This is a genomic window from Bradyrhizobium sp. BRP56 (assembly GCF_020194035.1).
In the GTDB taxonomy this organism is placed as follows: Bacteria; Pseudomonadota; Alphaproteobacteria; order Rhizobiales; family Xanthobacteraceae; genus Bradyrhizobium; species Bradyrhizobium australafricanum.
The window spans coordinates 16,545-43,218 of record NZ_JADYVV010000080.1 but is presented as its reverse complement, the minus strand read 5'-3'; the positions used below and the strand labels follow the sequence as shown (position 1 = coordinate 43,218).

The following is a 26,674-nucleotide window of genomic DNA, read 5'->3' as shown; positions in this document are numbered from 1 at the left end:
CGGACCGAGCTGCCATTGGCCGATAGGCAGGCAATCTCGCATCGGTCGTCCAGAGAGAGCTGCTTGTAAGTCCGCCCCATGGCAACACCTCCTCAAGGAAGTGTTGCACTTCGTTTGTGAACTCAGGAGGCGGCCTAACTCACGACAGCGGCGGCCTTACCGCCACACCGACTTGTCGGCGTCCCAGCGCTGGCCCTTGAACTCCTTGAGCAGCGCGTCGATCGCGCCGTTGTCGTCCCTGGTCTCGCTGCCTTCCTCGTCGCTGCTGGAATCGTCGGACAGATTCAGCTTGGCGCCGGCGCTGTCGTCCGATGTCGAGACGGTGGGGCTCGAGACCCACAGCATCAGCCGGTCAGAGCTTCCGGGCTTGTCGGGCGAGACCAGGGCAGTGACCTCGTAATTCTGGGTGAGGCCGAGTGCCGGGTAAATCGAGCTGGGCCGCTTCAGCACCAGCTTGAGCTTGCCTGTGTTCGCGTTCCACGTCGCCGAGGCGGGCTTTGCGGCAAGCGTCTTCGCCAGCACGCCCGCGATCGCCGATGCCAGCTTGTCCTTGTTGATCTTGTCGCCCTCGCGCCAATCGGCGGCAGCAAAGCGGATGGTGCGGTCCATTTCGACCACGCCGCTGGTCCAGCCGGCAGCGGTCACGCCGGGCGCGGATTTCGCCTTGGCGAGCAGCGCGCCGGCGTGCTCGGGATCGACGGTGAGGTTGATGGTCTGCTCGCCGGAGCGCATCGCATCGCAGGTCACCGCGAGGCTGGAGGTGCCGATCTCGACCGCCTCGCCCTTCAGGCTCTTGAGAAAATCCGCCGCCGCATCGAGCTTCACCCGCACACCGATCGATTCCGGCGAAACGTCGGTGAAATCCTTCGGCTGCGGCGTGATGCCGTCCTCGGTGGCCTGGTTGTCCTGGAATTCCTTCTCGCTGAGATCGGAATTGTCCGTCGAGGCGACCTCGGTCACGGTCTGGCCGATCGTGATCTGGCCGCGGAACTCAAAACCGTCGCCGGTTTGCTTGCGGTTCAGCTTGATGGTGACCGGCTGCTTGTCGGCGACGCTCTGGGCGATGCCGGAAAGCGTCTGGCCGCTGACGGTCAGGTTGGCGACGAAGCGGTCCTTGCGGTCGGAGCTCTTGTCGGCGGGATAGCAGACGTCGAGCACGGCCGCGGTCACGGTCTTGCCCTGGCGGGTTTCCTTCAGGACGACGTCGGCATTGCCGTCCATCAGGCCGTCGATCGAGGTGAAATAGCGCGTCTCGGGGCCATTGGCGGGAGCCGACTTCGATTGCAGCTTCATCTGGGCGAGGGCAGGCGCCGAGGTGACGGCAAGACCGAGCAGCAGGAGCGGGAGCGCGCGCATACGATAAGTCCTCGAAGGGCAGAATCGGTTCCGTCGTAACTAGCAAACCTCCATGTCATTGGCCAAAAAAGAAGGCCGCCTAACGGCGGCCTCGCGCCGCGATCGCGGTCATGTGCGTTCGTCAGGTTCCTCGCCGCCCTCCAGTCGGCCGCGCAGCACCGTCACGACCCGGCTCACGGTTTCGAGGTCCTTCATCGACAGCCCGTCGGCGAGGCCGTTCACCCAGGGCAACTGCAGGCGCATGGCCGCGTCGAAGCTTTGGCGCCCCTTGGCGGTCAGCACGACGAGCTGGGCGCGGCGGTGATGCGGGTTGGTTTCGAAGGCGACGAGCCCGTCCCGTTCGAGGTCGTTGACGATCCGCTGCACGTTCTGTCGGGCAGCGCCGAGGTCGCGCGCCAGCCATGCGACCGGTTGCGGGCGCTCTGTGGCGACGATGGCGCCGAGGATCTGCCAGCGCGCGCTGGTCAGCCCGAGCCCGGCCACCAGCCGGTCGCCTGATGTGAACAGCAGGCTGTTGAGCCTGAACAGGTCAGGAATCAGGGTGCTCAGGGCTTCGCCCGCCGGCGTTCGCTTTGCATTCGGCATTTGTCACCATATAAACGTATTGACATCATAATGTCAATTTCTGTATGTATCCATCAGTACGGAATGACATTATAACACCATATCGAACGGAGCCAACCATGCCGCAGATGCGTCCCCTGGACCCCGCTTTCCCGATCGACCGCCAGCTCGCGGTCGAGGCCAGCAACGTCGTGCTCGTCAACCTCTTCACGCTCGATGCTGCCGACGAGGACACCTTTCTCAAGGCCTGGCAGGACGACGCCGCCATCATGAAGCGGCAGCCGGGCTTCATCTCGACCCAGCTGCACCGCGCGCTCGGCGAGAGCCCGGCCTATCTGAACTACGCGGTCTGGGAATCCACCGCCGCCTTCCGCGCCGCCTTCATGAACCCCGAGTTCAGGGCCAAGCTCTCGGCCTATCCGGCCTCGGCGGTGGCCTCGCCGCACCTGTTCCAGAAGGTGGCGGTGGCTGACATCTGCGTCGCGTAACGGACTGTCAGGCCGTCGCGTCAAGGATCGCTCAGCTGTGCACCAGCATGCCGACCCCGAGCGTGGCGGCAGCGGCCGAAACGATATGTCCAGAAATCGCAGAGGCGCTTTTGGACGATGACCGGCAGAACCGGAAATGACGTAATAGACGCCATAACCCGCGCCGAGGACGACGAACGTCAGCGTTTGCTTGATCCAGAACGTCAAGACGATCGCAAAATCATCGATGCTGTTCGAGGCATAGGTGCCTAACGCGAGCACGGCGCCGATCGCGTAGAACAGCACGAGCGTCAACGTCAGTGATCTGGCGTCGCGGGACATCAGATGATCCTTGCACCTCGATCGTAATCAAACTGCAAAAAAGAAGGCCGCCCGGAGGCGGCCTTCGATCTCGATAGGGATGTGGGAGGCTTAGAAGCCGCCCATGCCGCCCATTCCACCCATGCCGCCGCCGCCCGGCATTGCCGGCGCCGCGTCCTTCGGCAGTTCGGCGACCATTGCCTCGGTGGTCACAAGCAGACCGGCCACGGAGGAGGCGTCCTGCAAGGCGGTGCGCACCACCTTGGCGGGGTCGATGATGCCCTTGTCGACCATGTCGACATAGTCCTCGGTCTGGGCGTCGAAGCCGAAGGTCTCCGACTTGTTCTCGAGGATCTTGCCGACCACGATCGAGCCCTCGACACCGGCGTTCTCCGAGATCTGGCGGACCGGAGCTTCGAGCGCCTTGAGCACGATGTTGATGCCGGCCTGGACGTCGGCATTCGGGTTGGTGAGCCGGCCGACCGCCTTCTTGGCGCGCAGCAGCGCGACGCCGCCGCCCGGCACGATGCCTTCCTGCACCGCGGCGCGGGTCGCGTTCAGCGCGTCCTCGACACGGTCCTTCTTCTCCTTGACCTCGACCTCGGTCGCACCGCCGACCTTGATGACGGCAACGCCGCCGGCGAGCTTGGCGAGGCGCTCCTGCAGCTTCTCACGGTCGTAGTCCGAGGTGGTCTCCTCGATCTGCGCCTTGATCTGGCCAACGCGGGCGTCGATGTCCTTCTTCTTGCCGGCGCCCTTGACGATCGTGGTGTTCTCCTTGTCGATCACGATCTTGCCGGCGCGGCCGAGCATGTTGATCGTGACGCTCTCGAGCTTCATGCCGAGGTCGTCGGAGATCAGCTGACCGCCGGTCAGGATCGCGATGTCCTCCAGCATCGCCTTGCGGCGATCGCCGAAGCCCGGCGCCTTGACGGCGGCGACCTTGAGCCCGCCGCGCAGGCGGTTGACGACCAGGGTCGCCAGCGCCTCGCCCTCGACGTCCTCGGCGAGGATCAAGAGCGGACGGCCCGACTGCACCACGGCTTCCAGCACCGGCAGCATGGACTGCAGGCCGGACAGCTTCTTCTCGTGCAGCAGGATGTAGGCATCCTCGAGCTCGGCGGTCATCTTCTCGGCGTTGGTGATGAAGTAGGGGCTGAGGTAGCCGCGGTCGAACTTCATGCCCTCGACGATGTCGACCTCGGTCTCGAGCGACTTGTTCTCCTCGACGGTGATCACGCCCTCGTTGCCGACCTTCTGCATCGCCTGCGCGATCATCTTGCCGATCGCGGCATCGCCATTGGCCGAGATGGTGCCGACCTGGGCGACTTCGGACGAGGAGGCGACCGGCTTGGCGCGCTTCTCGATGTCCTTGATCACGGCCGCGACCGCGGTGTCGATGCCGCGCTTGAGGTCCATCGGGTTCATGCCGGCGGCGACCGACTTGGCGCCCTCGCGGACGATGGCCTGCGCCAGCACGGTCGCGGTGGTGGTGCCGTCACCGGCGGTGTCGTTGGTCTTGGAGGCGACCTCGCGCAGCATCTGCGCACCCATGTTCTCGAACTTGTCGTCGAGCTCGATCTCCTTGGCGACGGTGACGCCGTCCTTGGTGATGCGGGGAGCGCCGAAGCTCTTCTCGATGACGACGTTGCGGCCTTTCGGGCCGAGTGTCACCTTCACGGCGTTGGCGAGCACGTCGACACCGCGCAGCATGCGGTCGCGGGCCTCTCCGGCGAATTTTACGTCCTTGGCAGCCATTGATTTGAACTCCTGGAATGTTTCGATGCGGGCGCCGGCATCTGCGCTCGTCATTGCCGGGCGAAAGCACGAAGTGCGTCTTCGTGCCAGATGACCCGGCAATCCATCGTCCTTGCGAGAAATCTTGCGAAGATTGATGGATGCCCGGGTCAAGCCCGGGCATGACAGCAGAGGGTGCGGCGGGTTCTGGAATTGCCGGCCCTATTACGCCAGCACGCCCATGATGTCGGACTCCTTCATGATCAGGAGTTCCTGGTTGTCGAGCTTGACCTCGGTGCCCGACCATTTGCCGAACAGCACGCGGTCGCCGACCTTGAGGTCGATCGGGATCAGCTTGCCGGCCTCGTCGCGGCCACCCGGGCCGACGGCGACGATCTCGCCCTGGGACGGCTTCTCCTTCGCCGAGTCCGGAATGATGATGCCGCCCTTGGATTTCTCCTCGGCATCGATACGCTTGACCACGACGCGGTCGTGCAGGGGGCGGAAGGTGGATTTAGCCATGACGTTCCCTCTTGGAGGCTCGGTTTCGGGTCCGGTTCATCGGGACCGGCGTTGGATGCCGGCCCGGTCGGCGCTGGGCAGGACGCCCGACGCTCTTAGCAATCGTGGTGCGAGAGTGCTAATGGTGGGCCGGGAAATATGGCTTGGCGCAGTTTCTGTCAAGCAAACGGGTTAAGGCCTTGGTGAGGCCAATATAGGATGGTGGACCAGAAACCAAATCGTAGCGATGACGTAATTTTGTCAGACGTCATTGCTCCGTCTTAAGTTTTACGCTTGGCTGCGGGACGGGTGCGGCCGGGACATAGTCGGGGGATGCATATGATCAGGTCATTCAACGCGCGATTGGTCGCACGGTTCGCGGCTGTTTCGGCGCTGACGACACTCTTGGGGGCGTGCGGCAGCATGAGCCTGCCGTCGTTGTCGTCGAACCCTGAGCCGGCGCCAGCCGAGCCGGGGGTCGCCCCCGAAATGCCCGCAAGCATCCGCGCCGACGAGATCGTCGGCCGCTGGGGTCTCGCCTCGTTCCAGAATCCCGCCGATCGCGCCCGCACCGAGGCCGCCGCGCGCGGCCAGTGCAAGCAGCCTTACGTGATCGGCGCCGGCCAGAACGGCGGCGTCATCATGCATCTGGCCGACCAGGCCACCCCGCAGGAACTGCGGCTGAAGGGTTCCCCGAGCGGCAAGAACTATATCGGCCCGCCAGGACCGACGCCCGGCGAGCAGGACCGCGAGATCGTCTCGTTCGACGGCCGCGTCATGATCACCCGCTTCGTCGACAAGGACGCCGGGGTCCGCTACGGCAACATGGTCTATGTCCGCTGCGCGCCAAGGGCGTAACGGCGGGACTTCGAGCTATCTGCCGACATAGCGCCGCATAGTCGGCGCACCTCTCTCCCTGTGGGAGAGGTCGGATTGCATCGTCAGATGCAATCCGGGTGAGGGGTCTCCCTCCGCGAGTGACCCTTTCGAGATTTGAGTAGGCGGCGACAACCCCTCATCCGGCGCGGATTGCATCCGCGCCACCTTCTCCCACAAGGGGGGAAGGGAAGGAGACCCGAAAACGCGGCCTTACCGCCGCACGCCAACCCGATTGACGCCGCCATTCAAATTGCCGCCCGCATTGTGGCGGACCGCAGCGCGCGCCACCGGACGAGGCCTGAGCACGACGCCGGCCCGCGCCACGCAACCCTGCGGGTAACCGACATACGTGCAGTAAACCACGGCCTTGGCCGGTGCCGGACTGAGCGCAACACCGGCAATCCCCAACATGAGGCTCGCGGCTATTCCTGCAACCGTCACGGACTTGGCTGGAACGATGTTCGTCCGACGCATGGTGATCCTCCTCATCGCGGGCGGGCCAAAAGATGGTGCGCCGCTTCAGGCGCGGCCCAAGGTATGAGCGGCAAGGCATGGATCGGATTGACGTAGATCAACGCCCGCGCGCGGCCGTACGTCTGTGTGTGAAGTCGGCGCAACGACAGCACGAGCATGGCGCTGTGTCTGGTGACCTCTACTGAGTGGGCTCGCGCAAACAAAAACGCCGGCCCGAGGGCCGGCGTTTTTCGTTTTGATCCGACAAACTTCAGTTGAACATCGCGTCGATATCGTCCTGCGAGGCGTGGCCGGCGTCGCCGTCGAGCTTCGGGCCGTTGAGCAGGCGGGCATCGCCTTCGCGGGTGTCGACGATCGCAGGGACGTGGGTCTTGATCGCGTCGACGCCGCCCCAGATGTTCATCATCTCGTTGATGTGCTGTTCGATGAACTTCATGGTCTGCATCACCTTGCTGATACGCTGGCCGGTGAGGTCCTGGAAGTTGCAGGCCTCGAAGATCGAGACCACGCGCTCCTGAATATCTTCGCTGAGCCGCTTCTGCTGGTCGGGCGTGACGTTGTTGGCCAGCGCGGTCGCCGCCTGGTCGATCGCCTCCACCGCCTCGAGGATCTGCTGGGTGGCCTGTTCGGTGCCGCCGACCACGGCGCCGAGTTCGCCATTGACCTTGGCCATCTCCTCGCCGTTGAAGCTCTTGCCGTGCAGCACGGCGATCTCGCGCTTGGTGCGGCTGATCGCGTCGTGGATCAGGTCGAGCTCGACCTTGAGCTTCTCGCACTGTTCGACCTGCGCACGGTAGGTCTCGAGCAGCGCGTGGGTCTCGGCGACTTCGCGGGCGACCGCGGCATCGACGCTGTCGCCGGTGCGCTGTGCCGGTGCTGCGGCCATCTGGGCGCGGATCGAGCGAAGCTCGGCCATGATCTCGCGATGCATCGGACCGAGATCGGCGCCGCTGGAAACATCCGGCTCCGGCATCACAACCTCGCCCATCGCCTGCTCGACACGAAAACGCTTGCGCTTCACTGACATGATTTTCATTCCCGCCCCTTCACTGAAGTCCGTTCTAGACAGAGCGGATTTAACGTCAGGTTCACGCCGGAACTGTTTGCGCGGATGGCGCGCAAGCGCGGCGATACCGGCGATTAACCATGTCGCTTCGCCGTTCACGCAAAATAAACGCTGTCACGGAAAACCGCGCTGCATTGCCGATGTGGTGAATCGAAACGGCCGATCCGTTTACCAAACCGATGCGGTTTTCATTGCTTATTGACCACGTGCAACGGCGCAAAGTCGGCGCCTCGCGCATCACGTCACGACGAAACCAGTACAGAGTACGTCGATGTTCAGGAAAACCACGCTTGCGCTGCTCGCCGGCGCGTCTTCTCTTATTGCCGTTCCCCATCACGCCATGGCGATCGACGCGGCAGCGCCCGCCGGGCCCGCCGTCATCTATGCCAATCAGGGCGCTCCGCAGCCGCCGATGCGCACCGCCTATGTGCAGCCGCAGCGCTCCAACATGGGCGGCGGCTTCATCGAATTCCTGTTCGGCGATGCGCCGTCGTCGCAGGGGTATTCGCCGCAGCCGATGTATCAGCAGCAGCCGGGCTATTACGGCAACCGTCAGCTGCCGCCGATGGATCCGCAGCAGCAGATGCTCCGGCAGCAGGAAGAGGCCGCGGGCGACCCGGCGCAGCGTCCGTTCGATCCGAGATACGAGAAGCAGCTGGTCGACTATAGCGGCAGGGAAAGCGCCGGCACCATCGTCGTCGATACGCCGAACAAGTTTCTCTATCTGGTGCAGGGCGACGGCCGCGCGCTGCGCTACGGCATCGGCGTCGGCCGGCCCGGCTTCACCTGGGCCGGCGTGAAGACGATCTCGGCGAAGAAGGAGTGGCCGGCCTGGACGCCGCCGCCGGAAATGCTGGCGCGCCGTCCCGACCTGCCGCGGCACATGGAAGGCGGCCCGGAAAATCCGCTCGGCGCCCGCGCGATGTATCTGGGCTCCTCGCTCTACCGCATCCACGGCTCCAACGAGCCCTGGACGATCGGCACCAACGTCTCGTCCGGCTGCATCCGGATGCGCAACGAGGACGTCATCGACCTCTACGGCCGCGTCAATGTCGGCGCCAGGGTCGTGGTGATGTGAGATGCCTGTCTTCGTAGCCCGGATGGAGCGAAGCGAAATCCGGGACAGCGAGCCGCACGATGCGTCAACCTCCCCTTGAAAAGGGGAGGTCGCTTTGCTCAACAGAGCAAAGCGGGTGGGGATCATCTCTCTCCACGAGCAGCGGCGTTTGTGGCTGACCCCCATCCTGACCTTCCCCCTTTCAGGGGGAAGGAGAACAGCTTCTGCCCAGGCTACGACTGATCAAAATGAAAACGGCCGCTCTATGGAGCGGCCGTTTGTGTTTCAGGTGACACGCTTACGCGTAATTGCTGTCGTCACCGTCTCCGCCGCCGTCGAAGCCGTCGTCATCATTGTCGAAGTCGTCGGCGTCTTGATCATCGTCACTGTCCCGGTCGGCCTGCGCCTGGTCGAACGCGCCGGCGCGCGAGCCGCTGTCGCGGTTGGAGCCGATGTCGTTGACCCCGGCGTCACGCGCGAGGTCGCTCGACGACTGGTCGCCGCCCCAGGGACGCGAACCGCCGCCGAGGCCGCCGGCATCGGCCATCGACTGGTGGCTGCCGCCACCCATCATGCCGCGGATGCTGGAGAGCAACAGTCCGCCGCCGACCACGCCGGCCGCGGCCGCCGCCGCCGTGCCGAGGAACGAGCCGCCACCGCCACCCGGCGCGCCGCCGAGTGCCGGCGGCTGCGGGCCGCCATAGCCCTGGCCGTAGGGTTGCGCGGGCTGGCCGTAGCCGCCGCCGGCCTGCTGCATCGCCTGGCCCGAGTTCCAGACCGGGCGGCTGCCAGGATCGCGGCCGCCCATGTCGGGCGCCCGCACCGGCGGCACCGAACCATGCTGCTGGCCCTGTCCGCCGAAGATCGCATCGCGCATCGAATCGAGGAAACCGCCGCCCTGCTGCTGGGCTCCCTGCTGCTGGCCGACCGCGGCCTCGAGTTCCTGGATCCGGTCATGGGCGCGCTTCAGCGCCTCGTCCTGCACCAGCGCGGTCTGCACCAGCGCGTAGACCGCATTCGGCGCGCTGCGCAGGCCTTGCACGATCGCGGACATGGCCTCGCCGTCGCGCGGGGCATTCTCCAGCTTGGCGAGCCGGTCGAAGAGATCGTCGATCAGTTGGCGTTCTTGCGGTGTCATGGCGTTCTCCATCGCGTCGATCGAATCGGCGCGTCCGAGATGTAGGACGGGGTTTGTGGCGCAAGGAGTGGGGGCCAGAATTAAATTTATGTATGCGACAATACGACCGGCGGGTTCTTATGAACCTTGTCAGGCCAGTGTAACTTTATTCAGGGCCAGCAGCGCGGGGAAATCGTCGCCTGCGAGATAGGCATGCTCGGTCTCGCGCTGCGTCGTGAGCGGGTCGAGGCTCTTCAGCGTTTCGTCGACGAAACCTGGATGGCACATCACGAGCCCGTCCTCCGGCATGCCGTCGAGGAAGCCCTGCATCAGCGCCGCGAAATCATTGCCGCGCGTAAAATCATAGGCGCCGGCGAAGGCCGGATTGAACCGCAGGCCGGCTCGCTGTGCCTTGATCCGGAATTGCGTGCTGAGCACGTTCAGCACCAGCGCCTTCGGCGCGGCCAGCTGGCGCGCCAGCGGGCCTTCGCGGCCGCACTGCCGCACCCAGGCGCCCGGCGCGCGCTCCTTCACGGCGCGCAGGAAGCCGTCGCGCACCTGCGGGAACAGCTGCGCGTGCTGATGACCGTCGACGAAGTCGGGTGCGCGGCCGAACAGATCATGGAAGGCGTCGAGCTGCGCCAGCACCTCGGCATGGACCAGTTCGGCGTCGAGCCGGTGCATCAGCCCGGCGCGCAGCAGCCGCGGGAAGGGCAGGAACATGTCGCTGTCGAGCGGGCGGAAATGCATCGTCAGCGGCCGGAACGGCGCGGTCAGCGTCACATGCAGCCCGATCGCGCAGCGCGGGCTGTTCGCCACCGACGCCGTGAGTGCGCTGGCCGCATCGCGGCCGATCGCCGGCGTCACCGTCATCACCGACGTCGCATTGAGGCGGCCGCGCTCGATCAGGTCGCGGATCGCGCGGTTGACGCCGTCGCTCAAGCCATAATCGTCAGCACACAGCCAGATCCGGCGCGGCGTATCGGTGTTCATTCCGCGGCGGTCCGCTCGGAGGCATTTTGCGCCGCGCCGCCGTCGGCGTGCTTCTCGGTGTGCTCGGCGACGAAGTAGATCGGCCGCGCTTTCAGCTCGGAGAGGATCTTGCCGATATATTCGCCGACGATGCCGATCATGATCAGCTGCACGCCGCCGATCGTCATCATGCCGATCATCAGCGACGGATAGCCGGGGACCTGCTTGCCGGTGGTCAGCACTTCCCACAGGATCGAGAGGCCGAACAGGAACGCCACGCCGGCGAGCAGCGCGCCGAGCAGGCTGGCGAAGCGCAGCGGCGCCACCGAGAACGAGGTCAGGCCCTCGATCGACAGGCCGATCAGCCGGCCGGCGTTGAAGGTGGTGACGCCATGCGCGCGCGGCGCCGGCTCGTAATCGACGCGGATCTGCCTGAAGCCGATCCAGCTGGCGAGGCCCTTGAAGAAGCGGTTGCGCTCCGGCAATTGCCGCAGGGCCGCGGCCGCGCGCGGCGACAGCAGGCGGAAGTCGCCGGCATCCTCCGGGATCTGCTGCCGGGCGCCCCAGTTGATCAGCGCGTAGAAGCCGCGCACGGCCAGCCGCCGCGCGGCCGATTCATTGTCGCGATGCGCCTTCGCCGTGTAGACCACGTCGTAGCCGTCATCGATCCAGTGTGCGACCAGTTGCTCCACGAGCGTCGGCGGATGCTGGCCGTCGCCGTCCATGAACAGCACCGCGCCGCGGCGGGCGTGGTCGAGGCCGGCCATCAGCGCCGCCTCCTTGCCGAAATTGCGCGACAGCGACACCACCTGCAGGTCGAGCCCGTCGGCGGGCAGGCCGCGCGCGATCATCAGCGTGTTGTCCGCGCTGCCGTCATCGACATAGATCACCTCGCAGGCGAGGCCATAGCGGGCGCGCAGCGTCCTGGCGAGGTTGATCAGCCGCTCATGCAACGCAGCAAGCCCGGCCGCCTCGTTGTAGACGGGCACGACGATCGACAGACCCTGCCCGGCGGCGGTCTTGGCGGTCGTGGTCAGGCTGGAAACGTCAGAGCCCAGCATCATCGATCAGGTTCCAGAACTAGAGCGTTTTCGAGCGAAATGGCCTTCCGCCTCGCACGAAGACACCGTGTCAAAACGAGAGATCCCTCGAACACAATATGGTACCGCAGGGTAGCTGTCGCCAACATGAACGGCGTGGCCGCCTCATTGTCGCAGGAACGCCTCGAGCCTGGCGAACAGCGGGTTCTCACGGTCGAACACATAGTCCAGCGACACCACCGACACGGTTTCGGCGCCGTGCTCGCGCAGGAAGCTGCCGAGCGCGTAGAGCTTGCCCGGTGGGCAGTGCAGCGTAAGCATGCCCGACGAGGTCGGGCCGCCGAACGGGGCGACCACGCCGAAGCGGTTATGCGCCTCGGAGAGCAGCGCATCGTTGCAGCCGGCGAAGCGGGTGCGGACCTCGCGATACTTGCTGGCGCGGGCGCGCGCCGCGATGTGGTCGAGGATCACGCGCGCGGTCTCGCGGGCGCCCTTCGACCAGTCGGCATCCTTCGACGCCACCAGATTGGCCTGGCTGCGCAGCATGACGCCGTCGTCGAGCACCTTGAGCCCGTTGGCGGCGAGCGTCGCCCCGGTCGTCGTGATATCGACGATCAGTTCGGCGGTTCCGGCGGCGGGCGCGCCCTCAGTGGCGCCGGCGCTCTCGACGATGCGGTAGTCGCCGACGCCGTGTTTGGCAAAGAAGCCGCGCGTCAGATTGATGTATTTGGTCGCCACCCGCATGCGGTGATTGTGCTGCTCGCGGAAGCCGCTTGCGACGTCGTCGAGATCGGCCATGGTGCGGACGTCGATCCAGGCCTGCGGCACCGCGACCACGACATTGGCATAGCCGAAGCCGAGGCCTTCGATCATCAGCACGCGCCTGTCGGCATCGGGAATGCTCTCGCGCACCAGGTCCTCGCCGGTGACGCCGAGATGCACCGAGCCGCGAGCCAGATTGGCCGCGATCTCGCTCGCCGAGAGATAGGCGATCTCGACATTGTCGACGCCGGCTATGGTGCCGCGATAGTCGCGGGCGCCGCCGGCCTTCGACAAGGTCAGCCCGGCGCGGGCGAAGAAGCTTTCGGCGTTTTCCTGCAGCCGCCCCTTGGAGGGAACGGCGACGACGAAGGGCGTGCTCATTGGGCGGCTCCGAGGGAGGTGGCCTGGCCATGCCGGGTCATCGCCTCGATCCAGACCGAGAAGCCGACCGCGGGGATCGGAGCCGCCGAGCCGAGCTGCGTCATCAGCCCGTCATAGCGCCCGCCGGCGACCAGCGGCTCGGCGCCGTTGCCCTTGGCGTGCAGCTCGAACTCGAAGCCGGTGTAGTAGTCGAGGCCGCGGCCGAACGCGGTGGAGAACCGGGTCTTTCGAATGTCGATGCCGCGCGCGGCCATGAAGCCGATCCGGCTCTCGAGTTGGTCGATCGCGGCGGCAAGGTCCAGCTTGGCCTCGCCAGCCAGCGCGCGCAATTGCGCGACCGCGTCGTCGGGATCGCCCGCGATCGCCAGGAAGCGCTTGATGGTCGCGACCGCATCGCGTGGCAGCGCGCCGCCCTTCAGCGTCGATTGCTCGAGGAAACGGTCGGCGATCTCGGCCACGGTGCGGCCGCCGACATTGGTGGTGCCGGCGATCGACATCAGATCGGTGACCAGCGCCAGCGCCGCCTTGCGGTCCGAGCCGGCCAGCGCGGCGAGCACGCCCTCATATTCGTTGCGGCCCGGTGCCGTCTTGAGCGCTAGCTGCTCGATGTCGTCGGTCAGCGAGACCTTGCGGTTGAAGTCCTTGATCAGCCGGCGCCGCCACACCGGATAGAGGTCGAGCGCATCGATCAGCGCGTTGAACAGCGCGACGTCGCCGGTGCGGATCTCGACGTCCTTCAACCCGAACGCCGTGGTCGCCTCCAGCGCCAGCGCCAGCATCTCGGCGTCGGCCGCGGCGCGATCCTGCCGCCCGAACGATTCGATGCCGGCCTGCAGGAACTGGCTCGGCGCACCGCCGCGATAGCGGAACACGGGGCCGAGATAGCTGAAGCCGGCCGGCTGGCCGGCGCGGGCGGAGGCGAGGTAGTCGCGCGCCACCGGGATCGTGAGGTCCGGGCGCAGGCAGAGCTCCTCGCCGCTCGGGTCGGTCGTCAGATACAGACTCTTGCGGATGTCCTCGCCGGAGAGATCGAGGAACGGCTCGGCCGGCTGCAGGATCGCGGGCTCGGACCTCTGATAGCCGGCCTGCGCGAACGAGGCCAGCAGCGCATCCGCCCAGACGGCGGATCCGGCGGCGGATCGTGGTGCGGCAGCTTCGGTCATCTCGACGTCCAATTCGCTCCGGACCAGGTTCCGGTGCGGGTTCCAAGGGTGGTTGGGGGCAGCCCTTACCATGGCCGGATCGGGGTTTCGACAGCGATCGGCCAAGTGGCTTAATGATTGCGTGCGTTAACGATTTTACGACGGCTTGGCTAGGGGCAGATGTTCCCCACAATCGGTGGCGTAGCCCGGATGTAGCGCAGCGAAATCCGGGGCACCTCGCGCCGTTGAAAAGGTTTCCCCGGATTGCGCTGCGCTTCATCCGGGCTACGCCCGCCAATCCCCCAGAGCCGCCTGCACCAGCGCCAGCGCGGCGACGGCGGCGGTGTCGGCGCGCAGGATGCGCGGGCCGAGGGCGAGGCGGAGGATGGCGGGCTGGCGCAGCAGCAGCGCGCGCTCCTCGTCGGCAAAGCCGCCTTCCGGACCGATCAGGACATCGATCCCGCCATTCGCAGCCGTTGCCGCCGCCAGCGCCTGCACCGGGCTTTCGACCTCGGCCGCCTCGTCGCAAAACACCAGCAGCCGCGCCGGGTCGCGGCCCGCCAGGAAACGCTCGAGGGGCAGGGGGTCGGCGACCTCGGCGAGCGAGATGATCCCGCATTGCTCGGCCGCCTCGACCACATTGGCGCGCATCCGCTCGCCGTTGACCCGCGACACCTGGGTGAAGCGTGTCAGCACCGGCACCAGCCGCGCGGCGCCCATCTCGACCGCCTTCTGCACCATGTAGTCGAGCCGCGCATGCTTCAGCGGCGCGAACACATAGGTGACGTCGGGCAGGCGGTCCTGCGCGCGGGTCTGTGCCGCGACCGTCAGCATGTCGGGGCGCTTGCGGCCGGAAATCTCGGCGCGCCATTCGCCGTCACGCCCGTTGAACACCAGCACGCTGTCGCCGGCGCCGAGCCGCAGCACGTTGCCGAGATAGTTGCTCTGATCGCGTTCGAGCGGAACGGTTGCGCCGGCGCCGAGCGGGGCGTCGACAAACAGGCGGGGGCTGCGGAAATCGAGTTCAGGCATATCCGAGGCGGCTTCAGTGCGGTGTGGCCAGTTTACCAAACTGCGCGACACCGTAATCCCGCGGACTCCTCAGGAACTCGCCAGCCAGGTAATATTGAGCGTCGATATATTGCTTCTGTCACCAAGTCATTTCCTTAGTCCAAGGGGCCGCTTGCACGCGGTCCCTTTTGCTGTTCGGTCGCCCGCGGCGTCGGCCCATAAATCCAAACCGGGGCCTTACCAAAAATCCTGTTCAGGCAAATTTGATGGTCCATTTTACCGCCGTTCGTAGCCTAAAGGCTTAGAATCGGGGAACAATTTAATGTGGCCGGTGTGGCCCTACGCCGCGCTGTCGCCTAAATCCACGGGTTGTTAAGGCCTCACAGGAATCGTAAAACGCCCCCAAAATTCGTTGCTTCGTTTTTGTTGCGCTGGGGTTGCCTGGACCTTTTGCCGGAGAAACACCCTCGATGATCCGCCGTCTGATCGTGCTGACCCTTGCCGCGACCGCCCTGTCCGTGGGGCAAGCCGCCGCGCAGAGCGCCTTTCCGGCCCCGTTGCCCAATCAGGCCGGTAAGGCCGGCACCGCGTCCGACCCCGCGTTTCCGCCGGTCAATGGCATGCGTCCAAGCCAGGCCGGAACCGCCTCGGATTCCGCATTCCCGCCGGTCAACGGCGCGCCGGCGGCCAGGGTCGGTGCCACGCCGTCGGCATTTCCGAGCAGTGGCGCGGCCCCCATCGCCGGCGGCGGGCTGTCGTCGCCGCCCCCGCCGGGTGCGGGTGGTGGTGGTGCCGCCGACGCCTGCATGAAGAATTTCACGCCGCTGCGCGAGGATGCGGAGAAGCGCGGCAAGGCGATCAAGGCGGCGAGCGATCGCCACGCCAGCCCCCAGGAGGCCTGCAAGCTGATCGGCAATTACAGCCAGGCCGAGATCAAGATGATCAAATATGTCGACACCAACGCGCAGAAGTGCGGAATTCCGCCGCAGATCGCCGACCAGCTAAAGGCCGGACACAAGAATACCGAAGCGCTGCTGAAGAAGGTCTGCAATGTCGCGGAGCAGGCGGCGGCGCAGCCGCGTGGGCCAGCGGGGCCGAGCTTGAGCGACGTGCTCGGTTCGTCCGCCTCGCTGCCGGAAGCGACGCCGACCAAGAAGGGCGGCAGCACCTTCGATACGCTGAACGGCAACGTCCTCACCCGTTGATGGATCACCCATGAGCGATGTCTCCACCCGCGTTGCCGATTCCACAGGCAACTGGGTGGATACCCATGCGCCGGTCTGGACGCGGCCTTATCTGCGGCTTGCGCGCTACGACCGGCCGATCGGCTCCTGGCTATTGTTGATGCCGTGCTGGTGGTCGGCGGCGCTTGCCGCCGGCGTCGCGCATGATGTGCGCTCGCTGCCGCTCGTGGTCCTGCTGTTCTTCATCGGCGCCTTTGTGATGCGCGGCGCCGGCTGCACCTGGAACGACATCACCGATCGCGATCTCGACGCCAAGGTCGAACGCACGCGGTCGCGGCCGATCCCCGCCGGGCAGGTCACGGTGACGCAGGCGGTGGTCTTCATGGTCCTGCAGGCGCTGATCGGGCTTCTCGTGCTGCTGCAGTTCAACCGCTTCGCGGTGATGACCGGCATCGCCTCGCTTCTGATCGTCGCGATCTACCCGTTCATGAAGCGGATTACCTGGTGGCCGCAGGTCGTACTCGGCCTTGCCTTCTCCTACGGCGCGCTGATGGGATTTGCGGTGACGCTCGAGCGCATCGATGCGACCGCGATTGCGCTCTACGCCGGATCGATCGCCTGGGTGATCGCCTACGACACCATCTACGCCCATCAGGACGCCGAGGATGATGCGCTCATCGGCGTCAAATCCACCGCGCGCCTGTTCGGTGCACGCACCCATCGTGCGCTTGTGATCTTCTATGGTCTCGCCGTGCTTTTGATCGGCGTGGCGTTCGCACTCGCGGGGGCGCGCTGGCCGGCCTGGATTGGGCTGGCGGCGTTTGCGTTGCATCTCGCCTGGCAGGTCCGGCGGCTCGACATCAGCGATGGCGCGCTCTGCCTGCGCATCTTCAAGTCCAACCGCGACGCCGGCTTGATCCTGTTCGCGAGCCTCGTCGTCGACGCGGTGCTGCGCGCGGCGTGACGACTTCGCAGGATGGGTGGAGCGAAGCGATACCCGTCATTCTCGCCGCAGAACAAGAGTTGATGGGTTTCGCTTCGCTCTACCCATCCTACGCAGCTCGAAATGACGGCGAGAGGTACGACAAATCACGCATGCGCGGGTGATGACACCGCGTGGTGTGAGACGATGAATCGAAACCCATCCTCATCGTCGTCCTGGCGAAAGCCAGGACCCATTACCCCAAATCACAATTGTTGCGCGACGCTGGGGCCGCGATCCCGTTCATCACCGAATGCGGTGGTAATGGGTCCTGGCTTTCGCCAGGACGACGGCGATGGAGGGAATGCTGAGTGCGCCGAACTCAATCCCGCGCCATGATCTCGCGTTCGTCGCGATGCACGCTGGCTTCGTTGAGCTGGACGCCCGCGCGGCGCCGGACCAGGAATTTCGGTCTCCGCGCGCGGATCGCGTTGCGGCGACGGCGCCGCGGGGAGGGCGTCCGCGGCACCGGCTCGGTCAGTTGCGGGAGACGGAAGATGTCGCTCCACATCTGCCAGGCGGAGCTGATCTCCTCGGCGTCCGAACTGGAGCCGAGCGGAACGCTGAGCGCGGGATCGCGGTGAACCAGCACCAGCATCTGCGCGTCGTCGATCCCGCGCACCGCGATGCCGAGAAAGTCGCTGACGCGGACATTGACCGCCATCCGCATGCCGAGAACGGCACGGCGCAGCACGACATGTTCGCGATGAAGCTCGACCTGCCGCATGCCGCCATCCGCGCGCGCGTCCTGCGCGTGGAAGCTGAGCGGAAGGGAAAGAGGGTCGAGCCGCAACGCGCAGCTCGACCCGGCGGAATTGATTCCGCTTGTTGGTGTTTGACGCCTCAAAGCTCTGTCTCCCCGCCGGGATTTTGTTCCCGGTCGTTGTGTGAGAGCCTAGCCGAGCGATGTCCGTTCCCCCTTAAAAAGCCTGGTTAATCCCTCCTCACCTCGTGCCATGATTGACAAGAGGTTGGCCCGCATGATTGACGAAGCCTTGCCCCGATCACTCAAATCTTTGTTGCCTGCCGGTGCAAAGTGCTTGAAATCCCTGTGAAACCGGCACATCTGGTGGGTCTGTCGACCTCGTTCCGGCCCCCCCTCAATCCGCAGGAATTCGTTCGTGAACTCTTCACCATCTGCATCGCGACACGGCGATACCTCCGATCTGTTCGACCAATCGGGCCTGAGCGACCTTGCGCAGCGCCTGGTCGATGCCGCCAAGCGCGCGGGCGCCGATGCGGCCGATGCCATCGCGGTGCGCGGCGTCTCGCAGGGCGTCGAGGTGCGCGACGGCCGCGTCGAGGAAACCGAGCGCTCCGAAGGCGATGACGTCGGCCTGCGGGTGTTCGTCGGCCAGCGCCAGGCGGTGGTGTCGACCAATGACGTCAGCGGCGACGGGGTCGCCAAACTTGCCGAGCGTGCGGTCGCGATGGCGCGCGTGGCGCCGGACGACAAATATGTCGGTCTCGCCGATCCGGCGCTCCACGCACACGATTTCCCCGATCTCGATCTGCTCGATCGCAAGGTTCCGAGCACGGCCGAACTCGAGCAGCGCGCGATCGAAGCGGAGGCTGCGGCGCTCGCGGTCAAGGGTGTCACCAAGTCCGGCGGCGCGTCGGCCTCGACCGGGATCGGCGGCATGGTGCTGGTGACGTCGACCGGCTTCCACGGTTCTTATCTGCGCTCCAGCCACGGCATCTCGACGACGGCGATTTCCGGTGAGGGCACCGGCATGGAACGCGACTACGATTTCACCAGCGCGCCGCATGCCACCGATCTCGATTCACCTGCTACCGTCGGTCGCAAGGCCGGAGAGCGCGCGGTGGCGCGGGCCAATCCGCGCAAGGTCGAGACCTGCAAAGTGCCGGTGGTGTTCGATCCGCGGGTGGCCGGCTCGATCGTCGGCCATCTGGTCGGCGCCATCAACGGCGCTTCGATCGCGCGCAAGACCAGCTTCCTGAAGGACAAGCTCGGCGAGCAGCTGTTCTCCAGGGACATCCGCATCATCGACGATCCGTTGCGCGTGCGCGGCCTGCGCTCGCAGACCTTCGATGCCGAGGGCGTCAGGGTGAAGAAGACGGCGCTGATCGATGCGGGCGTGCTCACCACCTGGGTGCTTGATTCGGCGACCGCGCGCGAGCTCGGGCTTGTTACGACCGGTCATGCGCATCGCGGCGTGTCGTCCTCGCCGTCTCCCGGAACGTATAATCTGCATCTCGAGCCGGGTGCGGTGACGCCGAAGGAGCTGATCTCCGACATCAAGCAGGGCTTCTATGTCACCGACCTGATCGGCTCCGGCGTCAACGGCGTGACCGGCGATTACAGCCGCGGCGCGTCCGGCTTCTGGATCGAGAACGGCGAGATCACCTATCCGGTCAGCGAAGTGACCATCGCCGGCCATCTGCTGCCGATGTTCAAGTCGCTGGTCGCCGCCAACGATCTGGAATTCCGCTACGGCGTCAATTCGCCGACGCTGCGCATCGAGGGCCTAACGCTTGGCGGACGCTGATACGGACGACTGGACCAAGGCGCGCGATGCCGCCTTGCTGACCAGATCGGTGCAGGAAGCGGGCCGGCTCGCATCGTCACTGTTCCGCACCGAATTGAAGAACTGGATCAAGGGCGCGTCCTCGCCGGTCTCCGAGGCCGACATCGCGGTCAACGACCTGCTGGAGCAGCAGCTGCGTTCGGCAACGCCCGGCTATGGCTGGCTGTCGGAAGAGAGCGCCGACAACGACACCCGCCTCGGCAGGCGCTTCACCTGGATCGTCGATCCGATCGACGGCACCCGCGCCTATCTCGCCGGCCGCGAGGATTGGTGCGTCAGTGTGGCGCTGGTTGAAAATGCATCGCCGGTGCTCGCGGCGGTGTATGCGCCGGTCAGCGAGGAATTCTTCTTCGCCGCGCGCGGACAGGGCGCCACCCTGAACGACGGCGCGGTGCATGCAACCGCAGGCACCGATTTCAACTTTCCGCGGATGGCGGGACCGAAGCCGCTGGTGCAGCGGCTCAGCCCGACGCCGGACGAGATCACGCTCTATCCGCGGATCGGATCGCTGGCGCTGCGGTTGTGCCGTGTAGCACAAGGTCGACTTGACGCGGCCTTTGCGGGCGGGCAAAGCCGCGACTGGGATCTTGCCGCCGCGAATTTGATCGTGCAGGAAGCGGGTGGTAAGATGACCGCGCTCTCGGGGGACGCGATTGAGTACAATCGCCGGGAGGTGACGCATGGGGTGCTGGTGGCAGCAGGACGCGAACGTCATGCACGCATTGTCGAGCATTTTCGCAGCCGTCCTTTGCCGTGAGGCCCCGCCGATCCGCGCCGCGTTTCCGATTGTGACGACCAGACCTGTTGCGACAGCCTTGTGACGACCAGACCTGTGACGACCACGACTTCATTTGTTTGCCGGGCATCTCGTTAGGAAAAGCACCATCATGTCAGACAATGCCCAGCCCCAGCTGCTTCACCTCGTGATCGGCGGCGAGTTGACCGATCTCGAGCACAACACCTTCAAGAATCTGGACGAAGTCGAGATCGTCGGCGTCTACCCGAACTATGCGACCGCCTATGCAGCCTGGAAGGCGAAGGCGCAGCAGACCGTGGACAACGCCCAGATGCGCTATTTCGTCGTTCACCTCCACCGGTTGCTCGATCCTGAGCAGGACACAAAGCATTCCCATTGAAACGACTTTTTCGCGATCTGCTGCGCAGCGGCTTCGTGCAGCGCGCGCTGGGTGTGCTTGCGGCCGAGTATCTGCGGCTGGTGTGGTACACCAACCGCTTCAGCTACCAGCCGCATGACGTGTACGGGATCGTCGAGCCCCTGATGCCGGCGATCTTCGTGTTCTGGCACGGCCAGCACTTCATGACGCCGTTCATCAAGACCAAGGAGAGCTACCGCGCCAAGGTGCTGATCTCCCGCCACCGTGATGGTGAATTCAACGCCCTCGCGGTGGAGCGGCTCGGCATCGGCACCATCAGAGGTTCCGGCGATCATTCCGGCGCGTTCCATCGCAAGGGCGGCGTCGGCGCCTTCCTGGAGATGGTTCGGGCGCTGGAAGACGGCTGCAACATGGCCACCACGGCCGACGTGCCGAAGCGGGCGCGGGTGGCCGGCCTCGGGGCCATCATGCTGGCGCGGGAGACCGGCCGGCCGATCATCCCCTTTGCGATGGTCACCAGCCGATTCATCCGGTTGAAAAACTGGGATTCGACCACCATCAATTTGCCATTCGGGCGCGGCGCAGTGGTAGGTATTGAGCCGGTCTATGTGCCGCCCGACGCCGACGCAGCGACGATGGAAAAGCTTCGGCAGCACGTGGAGGAACTTCTCAACGAAGCGACCCGACGTGCCTATGCAGCGGTCGGGCGGCCGGAGGCAGCGCTTGGCTAGCTCGCTACCGATGACGTTGCGTGTGTACCGCAAGCTGTCGTCCGCGATGGTGCCGCTCGCGCCTGCCCTGATCAAGCGGCGGCTCAAGCTCGGCAAGGAAGATCCCGAACGCGTCGGCGAGCGGCGCGGCGTGAGCGCCGATACCAGGCCGCAGGGCCCGCTGGTATGGATTCACGGCGCCAGCGTCGGCGAGGTGCTGGCAGCGGCCGGGCTGATCGAGCGGTTGCGCGCGCTCAATTTGCGCATCCTGCTCACCTCGGGCACGGTGACCTCGGCCGCGATTGTGGCCAAGCGCTTCCCGCCCGACGTCATCCATCAATACGTGCCGTACGACTCGCCGCGTTATGTGACGCGCTTCCTCGATCACTGGCATCCGTCGCTGGCGCTGTTCATCGAATCCGATTTGTGGCCGAACCTGATCCTGTCGAGCGCCGCGCGGCGGCTGCCGATGGTGCTGATCAACGGCCGGATGTCGCAGCGCTCCTTCCCGCGCTGGCGCCGGGTCTCCAACACCATCGGCGCGTTGCTCGGCCGGTTCGACATCTGCCTCGCGCAGTCGAATACCGACGCCGAACGCTTTGCCGCGCTCGGCAGCCACAACGTCGTCGTCACCGGCAACCTCAAGCTCGACGTCGCGGCGCCGCCGGCCGATCCGGCCAAGCTGGAGCGGCTGATGTCGGTGACGCGCGGCCGCGCCATCGTGGTTGCGGCGTCGACCCATCCCGGCGAGGAAGAGATCCTGATCGAGGCGCACAAGTCGCTCGCGGGATTCTTCCCCGGCCTGCTGACAGTGATCGTGCCGCGCCATGCCGCGCGCGGCGAGGCGGTGGCGCGGCTGGTGACGGAGGCCGGTCTGCGCCCCGGCCTGCGCTCGCACGAGGATCTGCCGGTCGCGACAACAGATATTTATGTCGCCGATACGATGGGCGAACTCGGCCTGTTCTATCGCCTCGCGCCGATCGTGTTCATGGGCGGCTCGCTGGTTGCGCATGGCGGCCAGAATCCGATCGAGGCGATCAAGCTTGGCGCGGCGATCGTGCACGGCCCGCACGTGTTCAACTTCACCGATGTCTATGAGGCGCTCGATCGCGCCGGCGGCGCGCGCCGCGCCGATGATCGGGAAGCGCTGGTCAAGCAGCTCGGCCAGTTCCTTGCGGATTCCGCGGCACGCGACACGTCGCTGGCGGCCTCCGAGCGCGTCGTCGAACAGCTCGGTGGCGCGCTGGAGCGCACGGTGACCGCTCTCGAGCCCTATCTGTTGCAGTTGCGGCTCGAGATGGGAGCCGCCAATGCGTGAGCCGGCCTTCTGGCACCGGCCGTCGTCTTGGACATCGCAACTGCTCCAACCGCTCGCCGCGCTTTACGGCGCGGTCGCCGCGCGGCGGATGCGGCAATCCGGCGTCGACGCCGGCATTCCCGTGATCTGCGTCGGCAATTACCATGTCGGCGGCGCCGGCAAGACGCCAACGGTACTGGCGCTGGCAAGATTGCTGCGTGAGCTCGACGAGCGGCCGGTGGTGCTCAGCCGCGGCTATGGCGGCAGGCTCGCTGGCCCGGTCAAGGTCGATCGCGACAGCCACACGGCGGCCGATGTCGGCGACGAGCCGCTCATGATGGCGGCGAGCTTGCCGGTCGTGGTGTCGCGCGACCGCGCCGCGGGCCTGGCGCTGGCGCGCGCGCAAGACGCGAGCGTGATCCTGATGGATGACGGCTTTCAGAATCCCTCGGTGGCGAAGGATGCCTGCCTGATCGTGATCGACGGCACGCGCGGCGTCGGCAATGGCCGCGTGATTCCGGCAGGACCGTTGCGCGCGCCGCTGGTGCCGCAGCTGGAACGGACCGACGCGCTGATCGTGGTCGGCGAGGGGAGCGCGGCGCAAAGGATTACGGCCGATCTCGCGTCCCGCGGCAAGCCGGTGCTGGCGGCGCATCTGAAGCCGGACCAGGCTTCGCTGGCGGCGCTGAACGGAACACGTGCGCTCGCCTTTGCCGGCATCGGCGATCCCGCGCGCTTCTTCAACACATTGCTCTTAAGCGGCGTCGACGTCGTGCGCAGCAAGGCTTTCGCCGATCATCATGCCTTCACGAAGGAGGAGATCGAAGCGCTCGTTGCTGACGCGCGTGGCGACGCCCTGACGCTGGTGACGACGGAAAAGGATCTCGCGCGGTTGCGTGGTCCGGACGGGATGCCTGCATGGGCACAGGCGATCGTGCCGTTCGCGGTGACGCTGCAATTCGACGATGGCGACGCGCTGCGGCGCCTGGTGTCCGATCAGCTGTTCAGGGCGCGGGACAGGAGGCTGCGCAAATGAACCCGGCCTTGCGCCTAGGCCTGCGGCTTGAGGACGCCGGGATGGTGGCGCTGCAGCACGGCGGTCGGGGTGGCGTAGGCTTCCTGCAGATCGACGCTCCAGTACTTCAGCTCGTCGAGCGGAATCCGGACGTCGGTGATGGCACAGCGCACAAAGGTGCCGGGCGAGATCACGCGGAAATCGCCGTCGAGATATTGCACCTGCGCCTCGCCATGGCCCGAGGGACCGAACTTGTTCAGCACGATTGAGCTCTCCGCCTTGCCTCCGACGAGGCCATCTGGATGTCGATGAAACCGTCTATCACAGATAGGGTCTCATGTCCGCCCGTTAAACCACCGACTTGTGATGATTTGGCGGCGGACGCGCATGGTAGCCTTGCGGCCGTGGTCCGCTGTGTTTGCAGCGCCATAACGAGCCGGCCGGATCGGATGCGCCTCAAGTCAGTTTTCATGTGCCTCGCCATGCTTGCCGTGCCGGCCGTGGCCGCGGCGCCACTCCCGGCCCCGCATCAGGTCGATATCCCCGAAGGCAACGTCACGCTGCACGCGCAGCTCTACCGGCCCGATGGCGATGGCCCGTTCCCGACCGTGATCGCGCTGCATGGCTGCGGCGGTCTCGCCGGCCGTTCCGAGCCGGTCCTGCCGCGCTATCGCGATTGGGCCGAGCAATTGCTGACGACCGGCCATGCGGTGCTGTTGCCGGACAGCTACGGCTCGCGCGAGCTCGGTCCGCAGTGCCGCATCAGGGAGCATCAGGTGCAGACCCGCCGTGCGCGGGTCGCCGACATCAACGCGGCGCGGCAGTGGCTGGTGCAGCAGAAATGGGTGGCGAAGCGCCGCATCAGCCTGATCGGCTGGGGCAACGGCGCCGCTGCCCTGCTGTGGGCGGTGCGGCCGCAGTTGTGGTCGCGCAACGTCGAGCCGGATTTTCGCTCGGCGGTCGCGTTCTATCCGGATTGCCGCGCCTCGTTCGGCCTCGGCTGGAGCGCGCGGGTGCCGACGCTGGTCCTGATCGGCGCGCGCGACGACGTCACATCATCATCGGCCTGCCACCAGATGGTCGACGGCGCCCGTGGCCGCAGCGCGCTGGCGCGGATCGTGGTCTATCCCGAGGCCTATCACGACTTCGACCGGCCCAACCTGCCGCTGCACGCGGTCGCGGCCTCCGATGCCGAGATCGCCGAGCGCGGTCACGTCGGCACCGATACCGGCGCGCGCCAGGATGCGCAAAAGCAAGTCGCCGAGTGGCTGTCGCGCTAGAGCATGATCCGGAAAACTGCGCAGCGGTTTTCCGGAGAGATCATGCTCCAATAAAAATCAGAACAAGCTGCCCTGATCTACCGGCTTGGTGACGCGCTTCGGCGCCGCGGGCTTTGCCTCACGCGGCTGAGGCTTCGGCTGGCCTTCGGGCGCTACCGTTGCCGGAGGCTGATTGGCGTCAGCGGTGGCGGCGACGCGGCCATCGGCGAACTCGATCGACAGGCCGGCGTTCGGGCCGACCGCCGCGGCGGAGTGCAGGGCGTGGCCGTGCGCGTCGCGCACCAGCGCAAAGCCGCGCGCCAGCACGCCGCGATAGGACAGCGCCGACAACAGCTGGCCGCTATGGGCAACGCGTGCCTCGAGTCGCTGCATCGTCGTCTCCAGCGCGCGGCGGGCGCGCTCGGCGAGGCGGTGGGTGCGCTCGAGATCGCGGGCGATGGCGTTGCGCTGGGCCTTGGCGTTGGCGAGCTTCGAGGCCTTGAGCCGGATCTCGAGCCCGCTGAAGCGCTCGCGGCGGCGATGCAGCAGGGCGCGCGCCGACAGCGTGATGCGCTCGCCGGATGCGGTGAGCCGCTGCCGCGCATGCGCGATCTGGCCGCGCAGCACGCCGATGGTGAGGCGCGAGCTGCTGGCGGCAAAGCGGCGGAAATGCGCGTGCGTATTGGCCTTCAGCCCGCGCGGCAGACCCGCTGCGAGATGATCGAGCCGCTGCCGCGGGATCGCGAGCAGTTCGTGCGCCGCCGGCAGCGCCCGCGCCGCGGCGCGCAGCTCGTTGCGGCGGGCCTCCTGGGCGCGCTGCCAGCACACCATGGTGCGGCGGGCGAGGGCTGCGACCTCGACGAACAGCTCGCTGCGCACCGGCACCGCCATCTCGGCGGCGGCGGTCGGCGTCGGCGCGCGCTTGTCGGCGACGAAATCGATCAGCGTGATGTCGGTCTCATGGCCGACCGCCGAGATCAGCGGGATATGGCTCTCGGCCGCGGCACGGACCACGATCTCCTCGTTGAACGACCAGAGGTCCTCCAGCGAGCCGCCGCCACGCGCGACGATCAAGAGATCAGGCCGTGGAATCTTGCCGCCCTCCGGCAGCGCGTTGAAGCCGCGGATCGCGGCCGCCACCTGCTCGGCCGAGCCGTCGCCCTGCACCTTGACCGGCCAGACCAGCACGCGGCGGGGAAAGCGGTCCTCCAGCCGGTGCAGGATGTCGCGGATCACGGCGCCGGTCGGCGAGGTGACGACGCCGATCACCTCGGGCAGCCAGGGCAAAAGCTGCTTGCGGGCCTCGTCGAACAGGCCCTCGGCGGCGAGCTTCTTCTTGCGCTCCTCCATCAGCGCCATCAGCGCGCCGACGCCGGCGGGCTCCAGCGAATCGATGACGATCTGGTACTTCGAGGAGTTCGGATAGGTGGTCAGCTTGCCGGTGGCGATGACCTCGAGGCCCTCCTGCGGCTTGAAGCGCATCCGGGCATGGGCGAACTTCCAGATCACGGCCTCGATCTTGGCGCTCTCGTCCTTCAGGGCGAAATAGCAGTGGCCGGAGGAATGCGGGCCGCGAAAGCCCGAAATCTCGCCGCGGACACGGACATGGCCGAAGCGGTCCTCCACCGTCCGCTTCAGGGCGGAAGAGAGTTCCGAGACGGTGAATTCAGGCGCGTTGACGAGATTCGGAGCAGCGGTCATCTGATCTATAGAATC

27 protein-coding genes are annotated in these 26,674 nt (G+C 66.2%); 12 read left to right on the top strand and 15 right to left on the bottom strand.

Annotated elements, in window-relative coordinates; translation table 11 throughout:
* Nucleotides 1-156 precede the first annotated feature (156 nt).
* Nucleotides 157-1,356 carry a hypothetical protein gene (locus I6F38_RS37290; protein WP_225163905.1) on the bottom strand — a complete coding sequence of 400 codons (1,200 nt, stop codon included), beginning with the start codon at nucleotides 1,354-1,356 and terminating at the stop codon, nucleotides 157-159.
* Between the two features lie 108 nt (nucleotides 1,357-1,464).
* A complete protein-coding gene (locus I6F38_RS37285; protein ID WP_057018090.1) occupies nucleotides 1,465-1,941 on the bottom strand; it encodes a MarR family winged helix-turn-helix transcriptional regulator in 477 nt (158 codons plus the stop codon).
* A gap of 98 nt (nucleotides 1,942-2,039) precedes the next feature.
* Here I6F38_RS37285 and I6F38_RS37280 point away from each other — a divergent pair, with 98 nt between their 5' ends.
* A complete protein-coding gene (locus I6F38_RS37280) occupies nucleotides 2,040-2,408 on the top strand; it encodes an antibiotic biosynthesis monooxygenase family protein (RefSeq protein WP_225163904.1) in 369 nt (122 codons plus the stop codon).
* Between the two features lie 411 nt (nucleotides 2,409-2,819).
* On the opposite strand, the gene groL is transcribed toward I6F38_RS37280, so the two are convergent.
* A complete protein-coding gene (gene groL, locus I6F38_RS37275) occupies nucleotides 2,820-4,466 on the bottom strand; it encodes a chaperonin GroEL (RefSeq protein ID WP_038388056.1) in 1,647 nt (548 codons plus the stop codon).
* Nucleotides 4,467-4,670: 204 nt separating this feature from the next.
* Nucleotides 4,671-4,967 carry a co-chaperone GroES gene (locus I6F38_RS37270; protein WP_018269780.1) on the bottom strand — a complete coding sequence of 99 codons (297 nt, stop codon included), beginning with the start codon at nucleotides 4,965-4,967 and terminating at the stop codon, nucleotides 4,671-4,673.
* A 318-nt stretch (nucleotides 4,968-5,285) separates the two neighbouring features.
* On the opposite strand from I6F38_RS37270, the gene I6F38_RS37265 reads away from it, so the two are divergent.
* Complete coding sequence (locus I6F38_RS37265; protein ID WP_026192247.1) at nucleotides 5,286-5,804, top strand: hypothetical protein; 519 nt, start codon at nucleotides 5,286-5,288, stop codon at nucleotides 5,802-5,804.
* 231 nt (nucleotides 5,805-6,035) lie between these two features.
* On the opposite strand, the gene I6F38_RS37260 is transcribed toward I6F38_RS37265, so the two are convergent.
* Both I6F38_RS37260 and I6F38_RS37255 read right to left on the bottom strand, forming a co-directional pair.
* Nucleotides 6,036-6,299, bottom strand: coding sequence for a hypothetical protein (locus tag I6F38_RS37260; protein WP_225163903.1), 264 nt, complete (start codon nucleotides 6,297-6,299; stop codon nucleotides 6,036-6,038).
* Nucleotides 6,300-6,549: 250 nt separating this feature from the next.
* The gene (locus tag I6F38_RS37255) at nucleotides 6,550-7,326 is read right to left on the bottom strand and encodes a protein phosphatase CheZ (RefSeq protein ID WP_225163902.1); all 777 of its coding nucleotides are present in this window, start codon (nucleotides 7,324-7,326) and stop codon (nucleotides 6,550-6,552) included.
* A 310-nt stretch (nucleotides 7,327-7,636) separates the two neighbouring features.
* Between I6F38_RS37255 and I6F38_RS37250 the strand changes: the two genes are divergently transcribed.
* Entirely contained in the window at nucleotides 7,637-8,443 is an 807-nt protein-coding gene (locus I6F38_RS37250) for a L,D-transpeptidase (protein WP_225163901.1), read from the top strand.
* A 277-nt stretch (nucleotides 8,444-8,720) separates the two neighbouring features.
* Here the strand turns inward: I6F38_RS37250 and I6F38_RS37245 are convergent, their stop codons facing one another.
* From I6F38_RS37245 to I6F38_RS37220, 6 genes are all read right to left on the bottom strand, one after another.
* Nucleotides 8,721-9,560 carry a DUF2076 domain-containing protein gene (locus I6F38_RS37245; protein WP_225163900.1) on the bottom strand — a complete coding sequence of 280 codons (840 nt, stop codon included), beginning with the start codon at nucleotides 9,558-9,560 and terminating at the stop codon, nucleotides 8,721-8,723.
* A gap of 129 nt (nucleotides 9,561-9,689) precedes the next feature.
* Entirely contained in the window at nucleotides 9,690-10,532 is an 843-nt protein-coding gene (locus tag I6F38_RS37240) for a ChbG/HpnK family deacetylase (protein WP_225163899.1), read from the bottom strand.
* The gene (locus tag I6F38_RS37235) at nucleotides 10,529-11,575 is read right to left on the bottom strand and encodes a glycosyltransferase family 2 protein (RefSeq protein WP_057016655.1); all 1,047 of its coding nucleotides are present in this window, start codon (nucleotides 11,573-11,575) and stop codon (nucleotides 10,529-10,531) included. Before I6F38_RS37235 ends, I6F38_RS37240 begins: the two co-directional genes overlap by 4 nt.
* A gap of 141 nt (nucleotides 11,576-11,716) precedes the next feature.
* A complete protein-coding gene (gene hisG / locus I6F38_RS37230) occupies nucleotides 11,717-12,694 on the bottom strand; it encodes an ATP phosphoribosyltransferase (protein WP_225163898.1) in 978 nt (325 codons plus the stop codon).
* Entirely contained in the window at nucleotides 12,691-13,857 is a 1,167-nt protein-coding gene (locus I6F38_RS37225) for an ATP phosphoribosyltransferase regulatory subunit (protein ID WP_225163897.1), read from the bottom strand. The genes hisG and I6F38_RS37225 overlap by 4 nt, the downstream gene beginning before the upstream one ends.
* Before the next feature lie 264 nt (nucleotides 13,858-14,121).
* A complete protein-coding gene (locus I6F38_RS37220; protein ID WP_225163896.1) occupies nucleotides 14,122-14,868 on the bottom strand; it encodes a 16S rRNA (uracil(1498)-N(3))-methyltransferase in 747 nt (248 codons plus the stop codon).
* Nucleotides 14,869-15,317: 449 nt separating this feature from the next.
* On the opposite strand from I6F38_RS37220, the gene I6F38_RS37215 reads away from it, so the two are divergent.
* Together I6F38_RS37215 and ubiA are read left to right on the top strand one after the other, a co-directional pair.
* Nucleotides 15,318-16,052 carry a hypothetical protein gene (locus tag I6F38_RS37215; protein ID WP_225163895.1) on the top strand — a complete coding sequence of 245 codons (735 nt, stop codon included), beginning with the start codon at nucleotides 15,318-15,320 and terminating at the stop codon, nucleotides 16,050-16,052.
* 10 nt (nucleotides 16,053-16,062) lie between these two features.
* Nucleotides 16,063-16,995, top strand: a complete 933-nt coding sequence (ubiA, locus tag I6F38_RS37210) for a 4-hydroxybenzoate octaprenyltransferase (RefSeq protein WP_225163894.1) — start codon at nucleotides 16,063-16,065, stop codon at nucleotides 16,993-16,995.
* A 340-nt stretch (nucleotides 16,996-17,335) separates the two neighbouring features.
* Here ubiA and I6F38_RS37205 read toward each other — a convergent pair whose 3' ends face one another.
* Entirely contained in the window at nucleotides 17,336-17,860 is a 525-nt protein-coding gene (locus I6F38_RS37205) for a DUF6101 family protein (RefSeq protein ID WP_225163893.1), read from the bottom strand.
* Nucleotides 17,861-18,134: 274 nt separating this feature from the next.
* Here I6F38_RS37205 and I6F38_RS37200 point away from each other — a divergent pair, with 274 nt between their 5' ends.
* The 6 genes from I6F38_RS37200 to lpxK all read left to right on the top strand — a co-directional run bounded on the left by I6F38_RS37200 (nucleotide 18,135) and on the right by lpxK (nucleotide 23,720).
* The gene (locus I6F38_RS37200) at nucleotides 18,135-19,523 is read left to right on the top strand and encodes a TldD/PmbA family protein (protein ID WP_225163892.1); all 1,389 of its coding nucleotides are present in this window, start codon (nucleotides 18,135-18,137) and stop codon (nucleotides 19,521-19,523) included.
* Complete coding sequence (locus I6F38_RS37195; RefSeq protein ID WP_225163891.1) at nucleotides 19,510-20,319, top strand: 3'(2'),5'-bisphosphate nucleotidase CysQ; 810 nt, start codon at nucleotides 19,510-19,512, stop codon at nucleotides 20,317-20,319. The genes I6F38_RS37200 and I6F38_RS37195 overlap by 14 nt, the downstream gene beginning before the upstream one ends.
* 130 nt (nucleotides 20,320-20,449) lie before the next feature.
* On the top strand, nucleotides 20,450-20,698 hold the full coding sequence (locus tag I6F38_RS37190) for a DUF4170 domain-containing protein (RefSeq protein ID WP_016848023.1): 249 nt from the start codon (nucleotides 20,450-20,452) through the stop codon (nucleotides 20,696-20,698).
* Nucleotides 20,695-21,408, top strand: coding sequence for a lysophospholipid acyltransferase family protein (locus I6F38_RS37185; RefSeq protein WP_050384219.1), 714 nt, complete (start codon nucleotides 20,695-20,697; stop codon nucleotides 21,406-21,408). The genes I6F38_RS37190 and I6F38_RS37185 overlap by 4 nt, the downstream gene beginning before the upstream one ends.
* Nucleotides 21,371-22,705: a 3-deoxy-D-manno-octulosonic acid transferase gene (locus tag I6F38_RS37180; RefSeq protein WP_050384218.1), complete on the top strand. Its 1,335-nt coding sequence runs from the start codon at nucleotides 21,371-21,373 to the stop codon at nucleotides 22,703-22,705. Before I6F38_RS37185 ends, I6F38_RS37180 begins: the two co-directional genes overlap by 38 nt.
* Complete coding sequence (gene lpxK, locus I6F38_RS37175) at nucleotides 22,698-23,720, top strand: tetraacyldisaccharide 4'-kinase (RefSeq protein WP_225163890.1); 1,023 nt, start codon at nucleotides 22,698-22,700, stop codon at nucleotides 23,718-23,720. Before I6F38_RS37180 ends, lpxK begins: the two co-directional genes overlap by 8 nt.
* Nucleotides 23,721-23,734: 14 nt before the next feature.
* Here lpxK and I6F38_RS37170 read toward each other — a convergent pair whose 3' ends face one another.
* Nucleotides 23,735-23,962 (bottom strand): DUF2093 domain-containing protein, encoded by a 228-nt coding sequence (locus I6F38_RS37170; protein WP_016848019.1) that lies wholly within the window; start codon nucleotides 23,960-23,962, stop codon nucleotides 23,735-23,737.
* A gap of 186 nt (nucleotides 23,963-24,148) precedes the next feature.
* Here I6F38_RS37170 and I6F38_RS37165 point away from each other — a divergent pair, with 186 nt between their 5' ends.
* Nucleotides 24,149-24,979 (top strand): dienelactone hydrolase family protein, encoded by an 831-nt coding sequence (locus I6F38_RS37165; RefSeq protein WP_225163889.1) that lies wholly within the window; start codon nucleotides 24,149-24,151, stop codon nucleotides 24,977-24,979.
* A gap of 57 nt (nucleotides 24,980-25,036) precedes the next feature.
* Here I6F38_RS37165 and xseA read toward each other — a convergent pair whose 3' ends face one another.
* Entirely contained in the window at nucleotides 25,037-26,659 is a 1,623-nt protein-coding gene (gene xseA, locus I6F38_RS37160) for an exodeoxyribonuclease VII large subunit (protein ID WP_225163888.1), read from the bottom strand.
* Between the last annotated feature and the right edge of the window lie 15 nt (nucleotides 26,660-26,674).